Origin of the sequence: Vibrio sp. YT-18, from assembly GCF_033337345.1 — a bacterium.
GTDB classification, from domain to species: Bacteria; Pseudomonadota; Gammaproteobacteria; order Enterobacterales; family Vibrionaceae; genus Vibrio; species Vibrio alginolyticus.
Genome location: NZ_JAWOQO010000027.1, coordinates 1 through 13,842, shown reverse-complemented (window position 1 = coordinate 13,842; position 13,842 = coordinate 1). Strand labels below are relative to the sequence as shown.

The 13,842-nt window shown below is 44.5% G+C and carries 13 protein-coding genes; 10 read left to right on the top strand and 3 right to left on the bottom strand.

Going from position 1 to position 13,842, the window contains the following annotated elements:
- The first annotated feature begins 27 nt into the window (after positions 1-27).
- A complete protein-coding gene (locus R7M72_RS22510; RefSeq protein ID WP_315956619.1) occupies positions 28-1,428 on the top strand; it encodes a replicative DNA helicase in 1,401 nt (466 codons plus the stop codon).
- Between the two features lie 13 nt (positions 1,429-1,441).
- On the top strand, positions 1,442-2,518 hold the full coding sequence (alr, locus tag R7M72_RS22505) for an alanine racemase (protein ID WP_031780779.1): 1,077 nt from the start codon (positions 1,442-1,444) through the stop codon (positions 2,516-2,518).
- Between the two features lie 38 nt (positions 2,519-2,556).
- Here alr and R7M72_RS22500 read toward each other — a convergent pair whose 3' ends face one another.
- On the bottom strand, positions 2,557-2,976 hold the full coding sequence (locus tag R7M72_RS22500; protein ID WP_042523680.1) for a secondary thiamine-phosphate synthase enzyme YjbQ: 420 nt from the start codon (positions 2,974-2,976) through the stop codon (positions 2,557-2,559).
- A gap of 306 nt (positions 2,977-3,282) precedes the next feature.
- Between R7M72_RS22500 and pgi the strand changes: the two genes are divergently transcribed.
- The gene (gene pgi / locus R7M72_RS22495) at positions 3,283-4,935 is read left to right on the top strand and encodes a glucose-6-phosphate isomerase (protein ID WP_005381270.1); all 1,653 of its coding nucleotides are present in this window, start codon (positions 3,283-3,285) and stop codon (positions 4,933-4,935) included.
- Between the two features lie 99 nt (positions 4,936-5,034).
- Here pgi and R7M72_RS22490 read toward each other — a convergent pair whose 3' ends face one another.
- A complete protein-coding gene (locus tag R7M72_RS22490; RefSeq protein WP_005381269.1) occupies positions 5,035-5,496 on the bottom strand; it encodes a chemotaxis protein CheX in 462 nt (153 codons plus the stop codon).
- A 9-nt stretch (positions 5,497-5,505) separates the two neighbouring features.
- Positions 5,506-5,970, bottom strand: coding sequence for a zinc uptake transcriptional repressor Zur (zur, locus tag R7M72_RS22485; RefSeq protein ID WP_005381268.1), 465 nt, complete (start codon positions 5,968-5,970; stop codon positions 5,506-5,508).
- A 321-nt stretch (positions 5,971-6,291) separates the two neighbouring features.
- Between zur and dusA the strand changes: the two genes are divergently transcribed.
- The 7 genes from dusA (at position 6,292) to R7M72_RS22450 (ending at position 13,295) form a co-directional block, all read left to right on the top strand.
- Positions 6,292-7,272 (top strand): tRNA dihydrouridine(20/20a) synthase DusA, encoded by a 981-nt coding sequence (gene dusA, locus R7M72_RS22480; RefSeq protein ID WP_318056331.1) that lies wholly within the window; start codon positions 6,292-6,294, stop codon positions 7,270-7,272.
- A gap of 164 nt (positions 7,273-7,436) precedes the next feature.
- Positions 7,437-7,652, top strand: coding sequence for an envelope stress response protein PspG (pspG, locus tag R7M72_RS22475; RefSeq protein ID WP_005381266.1), 216 nt, complete (start codon positions 7,437-7,439; stop codon positions 7,650-7,652).
- Positions 7,653-7,750: 98 nt separating this feature from the next.
- On the top strand, positions 7,751-8,410 hold the full coding sequence (locus R7M72_RS22470) for a TIGR04219 family outer membrane beta-barrel protein (RefSeq protein WP_005381265.1): 660 nt from the start codon (positions 7,751-7,753) through the stop codon (positions 8,408-8,410).
- 157 nt (positions 8,411-8,567) lie between these two features.
- Complete coding sequence (locus R7M72_RS22465; RefSeq protein ID WP_005381264.1) at positions 8,568-8,798, top strand: hypothetical protein; 231 nt, start codon at positions 8,568-8,570, stop codon at positions 8,796-8,798.
- A 117-nt stretch (positions 8,799-8,915) separates the two neighbouring features.
- On the top strand, positions 8,916-10,787 hold the full coding sequence (locus R7M72_RS22460) for an assimilatory sulfite reductase (NADPH) flavoprotein subunit (protein ID WP_213987538.1): 1,872 nt from the start codon (positions 8,916-8,918) through the stop codon (positions 10,785-10,787).
- Positions 10,787-12,523 carry an assimilatory sulfite reductase (NADPH) hemoprotein subunit gene (gene cysI / locus R7M72_RS22455; protein ID WP_005382750.1) on the top strand — a complete coding sequence of 579 codons (1,737 nt, stop codon included), beginning with the start codon at positions 10,787-10,789 and terminating at the stop codon, positions 12,521-12,523. The genes R7M72_RS22460 and cysI overlap by 1 nt, the downstream gene beginning before the upstream one ends.
- Positions 12,516-13,295, top strand: coding sequence for a phosphoadenylyl-sulfate reductase (locus tag R7M72_RS22450; RefSeq protein ID WP_005382748.1), 780 nt, complete (start codon positions 12,516-12,518; stop codon positions 13,293-13,295). The genes cysI and R7M72_RS22450 overlap by 8 nt, the downstream gene beginning before the upstream one ends.
- The last annotated feature ends 547 nt before the right edge of the window (positions 13,296-13,842 follow it).

The window sequence follows — 13,842 nt, the reverse complement described above, 5'->3', positions numbered from 1 at the left end:
GGTCAATAGTAGTTATCGAGCAAAGTCATGGCGGAAAACAGAAATCGCAAACCTTCAGACAGTCAGGTCGACGCAATTAAAGTGCCACCTCACTCACTAGAAGCCGAGCAATCAGTAATTGGTGGTCTTTTACTGGATAATGAACGTTGGGACACCGTTGCCGAACGTGTTGTGAGCAGTGATTTCTATAGTCGTCCACACCGCCTGATTTTTGAAGGTGTAAAAACCATTCTTGAAGCGGGTAAACCTCTCGATCTTATTACTTTATCGGAATATCTAGAGCGTCACGAGTTGTTAGAAGATATAGGCGGTTTTGCTTACCTCGCTGACTTGGCGAAGAATACGCCAAGTGCAGCTAACATCAATGCGTATGCTGATATTGTCGCTGAGCGTGCGATTGTTCGTGGCCTTATTGGTGTCGCGAATGAAATTGCGGACGCGGGCTATGACCCTCAAGGTCGCAGTTCTGAAGATTTAATAGACATGGCGGAGAGTAAAGTTTTTGCTATCGCCGAGTCTCGAACTAGTGAAAACGAAGGACCACAAAACGTCGACAACATCCTCGAAAAGACGTTAGAACGTATCGAGTTGTTGTATAAAACGCCACAAGATGGTGTTACGGGGGTCGATACCGGTTTCACCGATCTCAATAAGAAAACCGCAGGTTTGCAAGGCTCTGATTTGGTGATTGTCGCAGCGCGTCCATCGATGGGTAAAACGACCTTTGCGATGAACTTGTGTGAAAATGCGGCCATGCAACAAGAAAAGCCCGTACTTATTTTCTCGTTAGAGATGCCAGCTGAACAGTTGATGATGCGTATGTTGGCCTCTTTGTCTCGTGTAGACCAAACCAAGATCCGTACGGGTCAGCTAGATGACGAAGATTGGGCGCGTATTTCTTCTACTATGGGTATCCTGATGCAGAAGAAAAATATGTACATTGATGATAGCTCTGGTCTAACTCCGACCGAAGTGCGTTCGCGCGCTCGCCGTATCGCTCGTGAACATGGCGGTCTGTCGATGATCATGGTCGACTACCTTCAGTTGATGCGCGTGCCTTCGTTAACCGATAACCGCACTCTTGAGATTGCTGAGATCTCGCGCTCTCTTAAGGCGCTGGCAAAAGAGCTAAATGTGCCTGTTGTGGCACTGTCGCAGCTAAACCGTTCCCTAGAGCAACGTGCGGATAAACGACCAGTAAACTCGGACTTGCGTGAATCCGGTTCCATCGAGCAGGATGCTGACTTGATCATGTTCATCTACCGTGATGAGGTTTATCACCCAGATAGTCCGTACAAAGGTACGGCCGAAATCATTATTGGTAAACAGCGTAACGGTCCTATCGGCTCTGTTCGCCTCACTTTCCAAGGTCAACATTCGCGTTTCGACAACTACGCGGGTCCTGCATTCGATATTGATGATGAGTAATCCCATGAGCTATATGAAAGCGGCCAAGGCGTGCATTGATTTGTCTGCGTTGCAGCACAACTTACAGCGCGTAAAAGCTCAAGCGCCACAAAGTAAAGTGATGGCTGTCGTCAAGGCCAATGGTTATGGTCACGGATTACGTCATGTTGCAAAACATGCTAACCATGCGGATGCGTTTGGTGTGGCTCGTATTGAAGAAGCATTGCAACTGCGCGCTTGTGGAGTAGTAAAGCCGATTCTATTGCTAGAAGGTTTTTACTCTCCTGGTGACTTACCTGTTCTTGTGACGAACAACATCCAAACCGTGGTGCACTGTGAAGAGCAGCTTATCGCCTTGGAGCAAGCAGACCTTGAAACTCCGGTTGTCGTGTGGCTGAAGATTGACAGTGGCATGCACCGCCTTGGGGTTCGTCCTGAACAATATGACGAGTTTGTAACGCGGCTAAAGGAGTGTCCAAATGTAGCGAAACCGTTGCGTTACATGAGCCACTTTGGCTGTGCAGATGAGCTGGATAGCGATATTACCCCACAACAGATTGAGCGGTTTAAATCGTTGACTTCTGGTTGCCAAGGGGAACGTTCACTGGCGGCATCTGCGGGGTTATTGGCATGGCCTCAAAGCCATTTAGATTGGGTTCGTCCGGGTATTATCATGTATGGTGTGTCGCCATTCGATGACAAAACGGCGCAAGATCTTGGGTATCAACCTGTTATGACACTTAAATCCCACCTTATTGCGGTACGTGAAGTGAAGAAGGGCGAAAGTGTTGGCTACGGTGGTATTTGGACCAGTGAGCGAGATACAAAAGTGGGTGTCATCGCTGTAGGGTATGGCGACGGTTACCCAAGAAGTGCTCCAAACGGTACGCCGGTGTGGGTTAATGGCCGTAAAGTACCTATTGCAGGTCGAGTTTCCATGGATATGCTGACGGTCGATTTGGGACCAGACGCAACGGATAAAGTCAGCGACGAAGCGATTCTTTGGGGGAAAGAGCTCCCAGTAGAAGAAGTGGCGGGTCACATTGGTACGATTGCGTATGAACTCGTGACTAAGCTAACGCCTCGCGTCGAGATGGAATACTCAAAATAAACAATGAAAGGCTAACCCAAGGTTAGCCTTTGTTTTATCTACTCACCGTTAATCGTAGCAATAACGCGGCGGCCGCCACCAAAGTCTCGATGCTCACCCAAGTAAATACCTTGCCATGTTCCTAAAGCTAATCGACCATTTTGGATTGGTACCGTCACACTACTGCCAAGCAGTGATGCTTTAATATGTGCCGGCATGTCGTCGTCACCTTCATAGGTGTGCTGATAATAAGGAGCACGCTCTGGCACAAACTTATTGAAGTGCGCTTCCATGTCCATACGCACGGTTGGATCAGCATTCTCATTTAAGGTCAAACTGGCGGAGGTGTGCTGAATAAATAAGTGTAATAAACCTACTGAAAGTTCGTTTATTTGTGGTAATTGTTGTTCAATTTCATCAGTTATCAGGTGAAAACCGCGGCATCTCGCTTTTAATTGCAGTGTTTTTTGTGCCCACATACGTGTTCCTTTGGAAATTTATAAATTGGCGTCTATCCTATTCCAATTAGAGCCTGTCATTAGTAAATGATATGATTCTTGTCATCGTAAATGAATTGTTCAATTTCAGGGCAGGGAACGTGACCTAACTCAATGTGAGTGTAAAAGCTCTCGGTCATAATTGGCGCCTGAAAAAAAATTACAAAGACTTGTTTTGTGGCAATTTGCCCAAACATCTAATTTATATTCTATTTGCTAAATCGGGGATTCCACAGTTTTCGCTAGACTGTAAGGAATGGAACCTACTGTAACATCGGGATAAAGACCATGTTGAAAAATATCAATCCAACGCAAACACAAGCTTGGAAAGCGCTAACGGCGCATTTCGAATCTGCACAAGATATGGATCTTAAAGAGCTGTTTGCTCAAGACGCAGCGCGTTTCGACAAATACTCTGCACGTTTCGGCTCAGACATCCTAGTCGATTACTCAAAGAACCTCATCAATGAGGAAACTCTGAAGCACCTGTTTGCTCTTGCGAAAGAGACCGAGCTGAAATCTGCAATTGAAGCGATGTTCAGTGGTGAAGCGATCAACCAAACAGAAGGTCGCGCTGTTCTTCACACTGCACTACGTAACCGCGCTAATACTCCAGTTATGGTAGATGGCGAAGACGTAATGCCAGCAGTGAACGCGGTTCTAGAAAAAATGAAATCATTCACTGAGCGCGTTATCGGCGGTGAATGGAAAGGTTACACAGGCAAAGCAATTACCGATATTGTGAACATCGGTATCGGCGGTTCTGACCTTGGCCCTTACATGGTGACGGAAGCTCTAGCGCCATACAAAAATCATCTAAACCTTCACTTCGTATCTAACGTTGATGGTACACACATCGTTGAAACGTTGAAGAAAGTTAACCCAGAAACGACGTTATTCTTGATCGCGTCTAAGACGTTTACAACACAAGAAACCATGACTAACGCGCACACTGCTCGTGATTGGTTCCTAGAATCGGCGGGTGATCAGGCTCATGTGGCTAAGCACTTTGCTGCGCTTTCAACAAACGCGACAGCCGTGTCTGAATTTGGTATCGATACAGCGAACATGTTTGAATTCTGGGACTGGGTTGGTGGCCGTTACTCACTATGGTCTGCGATCGGTCTATCAATTGCACTAGCAGTAGGTTTCGACAACTTCGTTGAGCTGCTTGATGGCGCTCACGAGATGGACAAGCACTTTGTATCAACAGATCTAGAAAGCAACATCCCTGTGATCCTTGCGCTTATCGGTATTTGGTACAACAACTTCCACGGTGCGGAATCAGAAGCTATTCTGCCTTACGATCAGTACATGCACCGTTTCGCGGCGTACTTCCAGCAAGGTAACATGGAATCAAACGGTAAATACGTTGACCGTGACGGCAATGCTGTAACTTACCAAACTGGCCCAATCATTTGGGGTGAACCAGGTACCAACGGTCAGCACGCGTTCTACCAGCTAATTCACCAAGGTACTAAGCTTATCCCATGTGACTTCATTGCACCTGCAATTAGCCACAACCCAGCTAGCGATCATCACCAAAAACTGATGTCTAACTTCTTCGCGCAAACTGAAGCTCTAGCGTTTGGTAAAAATGAAGAAACCGTAAAAGAAGAGTTGGTGAAAGTAGGTAAGAATGCTGAAGAAGTGGCAGCGATTGCGCCATTCAAAGTGTTTGAAGGTAACCGTCCAACAAACTCTATTCTAGTGAAGCAAATCACGCCTCGTACGCTAGGTAACTTGATCGCAATGTACGAACACAAAATTTTCGTACAAGGTGTTATCTGGAATATCTTCAGCTTTGACCAGTGGGGCGTGGAGCTAGGTAAACAACTGGCTAACCAAATCCTACCTGAGCTTGCAGACGAGTCTCAAATCAGCTCGCATGACAGCTCAACAAACGGTCTAATCAACGCATTTAAAGCGTTCAAAGCTTAATGTTTGAATAGATAAAGAAAAGGTCAGCAAATGCTGACCTTTTTATTGCCTGAGGCAAAAACAAAATAGGTTGGCCAGTGCCAACCTATTTTTTCTCTTTTATTCGAAGCAAATTTCGATAAAGGCATTTCCCCATTGGGAAGAGAAAGGCATGATAATAATTGAGCCTTCACACTTGTGGCGAATCGTATGACCTCGGCCCGAAACCACAACCGGTGTTGCCATATCAAAGTCAAAACCACTTTCCGCCAGAATGCGTTTCGCACCACCAGTAACCATGTTGGTGATCTCACCCACCATATCGGTCACTTCTTCATTGAGCCCATTTGGACGTTCACCAAGCATGTTCTGCATGATTTCTAGGGCGAGTGCTTCATCAAAGGTGATCGACATTGAACCACGAGTTTGTGGGCCTACCATACCAATCAGACCAGAAACGTCACCTCGTGCGATCTCATCTTTTTTGATTCGCGGTTTTTGTGGCTTCAGCTCAAGAGAAGCCATAGTTTTTAGCACGTTCATTAAAGAAGCTAAAAACGGGTTTACAAATTCAGCGCGCATAACGTTCTTCTATACTTTTTCTTTCGTCTCGGAGGAACAGGCCTGGCATTCACCATGAGTTTCAATAACTTGGTTGGTCAGTTTGAATCCATGCTTCTCGGCGTTTTCGGCTAACAAGGATATCAGCGTCTCATCTTCGAGTTCAACGACATCACCACATTTATCGCAAATTAGTAATTGGAAAAAGTGCTGCTGAGTATTGAAAGAACAACAAGTAATAAAGCTATTTGTCGATTCCACTCGGTGGATGAAGCCTTGCTCTAGGAGAAAATCTAATGCTCGATAAACAGTGGGCGGCTTAGCCTGAGGCTCACTCTCTTTTAGTTGCTCCAATAGCTCATACGCACTTGAGGCGCGGCGATTAGAACAAATGAGTTCAAATACGCGTCGGCGTTGCGGAGTCAGTCGTACTCCACGCTCTGCGCAGATACTTTCAATTTGTTCAATGATTGTTGGGTTCAAACCTTTCACCATAACTATCGGACGTGCTCTATGATAAATCATTTCTATACGAAGTTCGTTTAGAAATGCTTCATTTTACCCACTATCAGAACGAAAATCATGAATTAAAGCAAGTCGGTGGTGGTGTGAAGGCGGAATAATCATCACAGAATGAATCAACGAATGACAGATTCGTATTACTTCTGCGTATTCCTAAGCACTTGGCTAGTCAGCCAACCAAATCATTCTCGCTGAAACTAGCACCCAGAGGTGCTTGGGTATACAATACCCGACTTATTTTTTGAGCGTACTGCTGCGCTCGACCTTGGCAACATAAAAACGGGTGTTTATATCATGACTCATTCTTGCAGGCTCTCCGTAGCACCAATGTTAGATTGGACTGATCGTCATTGTCGCTACTTCCATCGCTTAATGACCAAAGAAACCCTGTTGTACACTGAAATGGTGACGACAGGTGCGATCATTCATGGAAAAGGAGATTTCCTGGCTTATAACGAAGAAGAGCATCCGTTAGCCCTTCAACTTGGTGGTTCAAACTCAGCAGATTTGGCTACGTGTGCCAAGCTAGCGCAAGAGCGTGGCTACGATGAGATTAACCTAAATGTGGGGTGTCCATCTGACCGCGTACAAAACGGTCGATTTGGTGCTTGCTTAATGGCTGAACCGCAGTTAGTTGCGGATTGTGTCGCAGCAATGAAAGACGTGGTCGATATCCCTGTAACAGTCAAGACTCGCATTGGTATTGATGATCAAGACTCTTACGAATTCCTAACGGATTTCGTTTCTATTGTTTCAGAAAAGGGTGGCTGTGAGCAGTTCACTATCCACGCACGTAAAGCATGGTTAAGTGGTCTAAGCCCAAAAGAAAACCGTGAGATCCCACCATTGGATTACCCACGCGCTTACCAATTGAAGCAAGACTTCTCACACCTAACGATTGCGATTAACGGTGGCGTGAAATCATTAGAAGAAGCAAAAGCACATCTTCAGCATCTTGACGGTGTGATGATTGGTCGTGAAGCATACCAAAGCCCATATTTACTGGCATCGGTAGACCAAGAGTTGTTTGGCTCTAATGCTCCAGTGAAGAAACGCAGCGAAATTGTTGAAGAGATGTATCCATACATTGAAGCGCAATTAGCGAAAGGTGCGTACCTTGGTCATATTACCCGCCACATGTTAGGTTTGTTCCAAAGCATGCCCGGTGCTCGTCAATGGCGTCGTCATATCAGTGAAAATGCGCACAAACCAGGTTCTGGTCTAGAAGTATTGCAAGACGCGCTAGCTAAGATTCCAAAAGAATTGAATGTGTAAAATTCGCCAGTGAATGGCTAAAATTACCAACTAAAGAATGATAAAGCCAGAGTGCAGAAATGCCTCTGGCTTTGTTTTTTTATTAAAAATCATAATCTTAACTTCGTTTCTGTAAGTTGGTATGGAAACTGCTCTGTTTATTGAAAATAAATGGAGAAGTGATTATGTTGGAGCTAATCTTTATTTTAGTCTTTGCGGCGACCTTGTTGGTTACGGGTATCACAATGATGACCGTATTCGCAGCAACTGGTATTGCGTTAGTTGTGATGTTTTTACTGGGAATGGTTGGAGCGGTACTCAAACTATTACCATGGTTAATCGTGATTGCATTGGGTATTTGGTTCTTCAAGAATTACGTCGCTCAGCCCCGCTATAAGTAATGAGTAACATCATTTAGTTGATGGAGAGGCGTGAGAATATGGTATATTTCCTCCCACGTCCTCTACGTGAATATCAGCTATCTCGGAGTAAATACTACATGACAAATAAAGCGAACATCGCTTTAACGGCATTATCGTTGGCAGTATCTTTTCCTGTTTTTGCAGAGTACTCTGTATCGACAAAAGTCGGCGCAGAGGTATGGGCTGCCGACACTAAAGTTAATGAAGTGAGACGAGATAGCAGTACCGCAGGCACTTTTTACGCGGCGATTGAACATGATGTTAAATATGTCCCTAATGCGCGCCTTCGTTACTCAAGTGTTGATGCGGATTACATGGGGTTCGATAAGCTCGATTTAACCTTGTATTACCACGTTCTAGAGCATGATTTATTGCACTTTGATGCGGGTCTCACGTTTAGTAATTTAAGTGACACTAAATACATTGATGCTGGCTCAAGCAGGCGTGTAGAAGAATTTGATGAGCTGATTTGGGCTTGGTATGGTTACGCAGAAATTCAAGTTCCGGATACAAACTTTGATGTGATTGGTGAGATAAACTTTGGTGACAACAAAGGTATCAAAAGCACCGATTTCATGGCAGGTGTTCAATACAATGTACCGCTCGAAAAAGCTCGACTGGCTTTTCGTGGAGGTTACCGTGTGATTGATTTAGAGTCCGATAAATTCATGTCGGATCTAGGGAAAGAGTTTATTTTTGCTAACGGCTTCTTTGTGAGTGCGGAATACGCGTTCTAAACTCAGCCATGTTAGATATTCGATTTACTTAAAACGTCGCTTTATAAGCGGCGTTTTTTTATATCACTTCATTATATCTAATCGAAATTTCTCCCTATTTGGCTGACTTAGACCATGCTTACCTAGGAGCAATGTGAAAGTTAAAACAGGGATAGCGATGACAATAAATGAACTAAGACATCTATTCCGTGAAAATCAGCTTATCGAAGCGATTATTGAGCCTGCAATCCAAGAGGGTGGTTGGGTTGTAGAGTTCAGACATGCGCGCGGTGGTTTTGTTTTTCTAACGGACAGTCACGGCGAAGAATGTCTTTATGAAGATTTGGATACTGCGTCAAAATCGGCAATGGCAGTAGGCTTTCAACAAGTCCGCATTGAAGATCGATGAGCAAAAAGTAAGCCGTTCTTACTTCCAAAAAGTTATAAAACATTCACTTCTATTCTTTCTTGTTATTAAGGAGAGTGGGTACTCTATCGTCACGCAATGAATAGGGATGTCGTGATAATGTCTTTTCAAAAGAATGAGTATTCTCACAAGAATGTGTCTGAAGATAATAATGGGCAAGGAGGAAATCCTCCAATCGCAAGCCCTCTGAATGACCAACAAATTAGCTCACTCCAACAAACTGTCTCTGAGTTGTCTTCACAGCAACTTGCTTGGGTCAGTGGGTATTTTTGGGGATTAGCTCAAAATCAACCAAACACAGCGGTAACGCCAATTGCACAAGCAACGGCAGCCGTATCAGCGAAGCCAGCAGGTAAGTTGAGTATTATTTTTGCTTCCCAAACGGGCAATGCTAAAGGTGTTGCTGAAGCTCTGGAACAGGAAGCAAAAGCAGAAGGAATTGCAGTCGAACTTTTTGATGCAAGCGATTACAAAGGTAAAAACTTAGCCAAAGAAACGCATGTCATTATTGTGGCATCGACTAACGGCGAAGGCGAAGCGCCAGACAATGCCATTGAGCTACATGAGTTTTTGCAATCGAAGAAGGCTCCTAAGCTGCCAAACCTGCAATATGGTGTTATTGCATTAGGAGATTCTAGCTACGAGTTCTTCTGTCAGACCGGTAAAGACTTCGACACTTACCTATCAAAGCTAGGCGCGACTCCATTTATCGAGCGTCTTGATTGCGATGTGGATTATGAAGCCCCCGCAACTGAATGGCGTAAGAATGCGTTAGACAAGGTAAAAGATACACTTTCTTCTGGCTCTGAAGCGGATGTGGTTCAACTTCCAGTGGGTCAAGCTGCGACTGCGCACTCTCCTTACAATAAACAAAATCCGTACACTGCGACGTTACTGACCAGTCAAAAAATCACGGGCCGTGACTCTGGAAAAGACGTTCGTCATATAGAAATCGACTTAGAAGGCTCGGGCTTAACGTATCAGCCAGGTGATGCACTAGGTGTGTGGTTTGAAAATAGCTCGGAACTTGCAAATGCCATTCTTGGTAAGGTCGGTTTGTCTGGGGTTGAGACTGTTGACGTTGATGGTGAAAGCTTGTCAATCCACAGTGCTCTCGTGAGTAAATATGAAATCACAACATCTAACCCGCAGCTCATCACAAAGTTTGCCGAGTTATCCGGTAGCAAGAAGCTACAAAAGTTAGTTGAAGATAAAGATAAGCTTCGCGAGTACTCTGCAAATACTCAAATCGTTGATGTACTGGCAGAAAAGAAAACCAAGTTAACCGCAGATGAGTTGATTGGTTTGCTTCGTCGTCTTACTCCACGCCTTTACTCTATTGCATCAAGCCAAGAAGAGGTCGATGAAGAAGTACACCTAACGGTTGCTTTGGTTGAGTACGAACAAAACGACGAAAAACGATATGGTGGTGCGTCTAGTTTCTTAGCACAGCGTCTCGAAGAGGGAGATGAAGTTAAAGTATTTGTTGAGCATAACAACAACTTTAAACTGCCGGAAGATGATAGTACTCCAATTATCATGGTTGGTCCTGGCACAGGGATCGCACCATTCCGTAGCTTTATTCAGGAACGTGAAAACCGCGATTCTGAAGGCAAAAACTGGTTGTTCTTTGGTGATCGCACGTTCACTCAAGACTTCTTGTACCAAGTGGAATGGCAAAAGTATCTCAAGTCAGGAGTACTAAGCCGATTGGATGTTGCCTTTAGTCGTGACCAAGTAGAAAAGGTTTACGTACAACATCGCATCTTAGAAAACGCAGCTCAAGTGTGGCAGTGGATCCAAGAAGGCGCTTATATCTATGTCTGCGGTGATGCAACGCGTATGGCAAAAGATGTGCACGACGCATTGGTTATCGTTGCTGAACAAGAAGGCAAGATGCCGCGTGACGATGCAGAACAATTTATTAATGACCTACGTAAAGCGAAGCGTTATCAGAGGGATGTGTACTAATGACTTTTTCTACGGACAATAATAAGCAGGTTGTATTAGGTGAAGAGTTAGGGCCGCTATCTGATAACGAGCGCCTGAAGCGAGAAAGCAACTTATTACGTGGCACCATTGAGCAAGATTTACAGGACCGTATTACTGGTGGCTTTACTGCCGACAACTTCCAGTTAATTCGTTTCCACGGTATGTATCAACAAGACGATCGTGATATCCGTAATGAACGCACAAAGCAAAAACTGGAACCATTACATAATGTGATGCTTCGTGCTCGTATGCCTGGAGGCATCATCACGCCAACGCAATGGTTAGCGATCGACAAGTTCGCAACGGAGCACTCTTTATATGGAAGTATTCGTCTGACGACTCGCCAAACGTTCCAGTTTCATGGGGTATTAAAACCCAATATTAAGTTGATGCATCAAACGCTCAACAGTATTGGCATTGATTCGATTGCAACCGCGGGTGATGTAAACCGTAACGTGTTGTGTACCACTAACCCAGTGGAGTCAGAGTTACACCAAGAAGCTTACGAATGGGCGAAGAAGATCAGTGAGCATCTATTACCAAAGACGCGCGCTTATGCAGAGATTTGGCTAGACGGTGAAAAAGTAGAAAGCACAGAAGAAGACGAACCGATTCTAGGCAAGAACTACTTACCACGTAAGTTTAAAACTACAGTGGTTATCCCACCGCAAAATGACGTAGATGTACACGCTAACGATCTCAACTTCGTAGCGATTGCAGATAACGGTAAGCTAGTAGGCTTTAACGTCCTGGTCGGCGGCGGCTTAGCGATGACGCATGGCGATACATCAACTTATCCGCGCCGCGCTGACGACTTTGGCTTTATTCCGCTGGACAAGACACTTGATGTTGCCGCAGCTGTAGTAACAACTCAGCGCGACTGGGGTAACCGTTCAAACCGTAAGAACGCAAAAACCAAATACACATTGGATCGTGTAGGTAGCGATGTCTTTAAAGCGGAAGTCGAGAAACGTGCTGGTGTTAAGTTTGAGCAAAGCCGTCCATATGAATTCACAGAACGTGGTGACCGTATTGGCTGGGTAGAAGGAATTGATGGTAAATATCATCTAGCGCTTTTCATCGAAAACGGTCGCTTATTAGACTTTCCAGGTAAACCACTTAAGACGGGTGTTGCTGAAATTGCCAAAATCCACAAAGGCGATTTCCGCATGACAGCAAACCAAAACCTAATTGTTGCGGGTGTACCTAAAAACGAAAAAGCGAAGATTGAAAAGATCGCTCGTGAACATGGCTTAATGGACGACGGCGTAAGTGAACAGCGTAAGAACTCAATGGCTTGTGTTGCTTTTCCAACTTGTCCGCTAGCGATGGCAGAAGCTGAGCGTTTCCTTCCTCAGTTTGTTACTGATGTGGAGGGGATTCTGGAGAAGCACAACCTACCAGAAAATGACAACATCATTTTGCGTGTAACTGGGTGTCCAAATGGCTGTGGTCGCGCAATGTTGGCTGAAATTGGTCTAGTTGGCAAAGCGCCGGGTCGTTACAACTTGCACCTAGGTGGTAACCGTGCCGGTACTCGAGTACCAAAAATGTATAAAGAGAACATCACGGATAAGCAAATCTTAGAAGAGATTGATCTGCTGGTGGCTCGATGGTCGAAAGAGCGTGAAGAAGGCGAAGCCTTTGGCGATTTCACTATTCGTGCTGGCATTATCCAAGAAGTGCTCGTATCAAAGAGGGACTTTCATGCTTGATTCTGTAGCATCCAAGCTGGAGCTCACAGAGTTACTGACATTAACAAAGACGGAGCAAATCCTCCGTCTTGCTCAAATTAATGTCGAGCTCGAAAAGCTTTCAGCACAAGAGAGAGTAGCGTGGGCTTTAGATAATCTAGAAGGCGAGTTCGCGGTTTCTTCTAGTTTTGGTATTCAAGCCGCGGTTATGCTTCATTTAGTTACTCGCGCCAAAGCGGACATCCCCGTCATTCTAACCGATACTGGTTACCTGTTTGCTGAGACGTACCGATTTATCGATGAGCTGACAGATGCTCTCAACCTAAATTTAAAAGTTTATCGAGCCAAAGAAAGTGCGAATTGGCAAGAAGCTCGATATGGAAAATTATGGGAGCAGGGTGTAGAGGGAATTGAAAAATACAACAAGCTCAATAAAGTTGAGCCGATGCGTCGAGCGTTAAAAGAGCTTAATGTTGGAACGTGGTTCTCTGGATTGCGTCGAGAGCAAAGTAAATCTCGTGCAGGTTTACCGATTCTATCAATTCAGAACGGTGTGTTTAAATTTCTACCAGTAATTGATTGGACTAATAAAGACGTTCATTACTACTTAGAACAACACGGCCTTAAATACCACCCATTATGGGATGAAGGTTACCTTTCAGTTGGTGATACACATACCACTCGTAAATGGGAGCCGGGAATGTCAGAGGAAGAAACTCGATTCTTTGGCTTAAAGCGAGAATGTGGCCTACACGAAGATGATGGCTCTGAACAAGATGGGTCTGGCATATAGCCATAATGCTCTTTAAATAGAGTTTAGGTTAAGTTTAATAAAGATAGCTGCAATAAAGCAGCTTTCTTTATTTATGGTACTTGAAAAATACGTCTCAAAGAACAACTCTGTGGATAAGTTGTGTGAGAGCTTGGGGTAAAGTTGAATAAATAAAGGTTTGATCGAAAACTCATCGTTTAACCATTATTTTTGCAATTTTTGAAAAATAACACTTGCCAATGTGAGCGCGATCTCTATAATGCCTCCTCGTCGACAGGGCAAGGGCTCACAAGGGTTTAAGCGAAGTTGATAAGGCTGAAAAGAAAAACGAAATAATTTGAAGAAAGTGTTTGACACAATAAATTATCTCGCTAGAATGGCCGCCTCTTCCGAAGTGATGTCAATCACAAAGAAGAGTTGCTCTTTAACAATATAGACCTATCAATCTGTGTGGGCACTCGTTGATGATAATCCCATTCGATACTTCGGTATCAAATTAGGTTTCAATGATACGAAGTGACCATTGAATCGAAAGATTCAGCACAGTCAATTCAAACATTACTTCTGC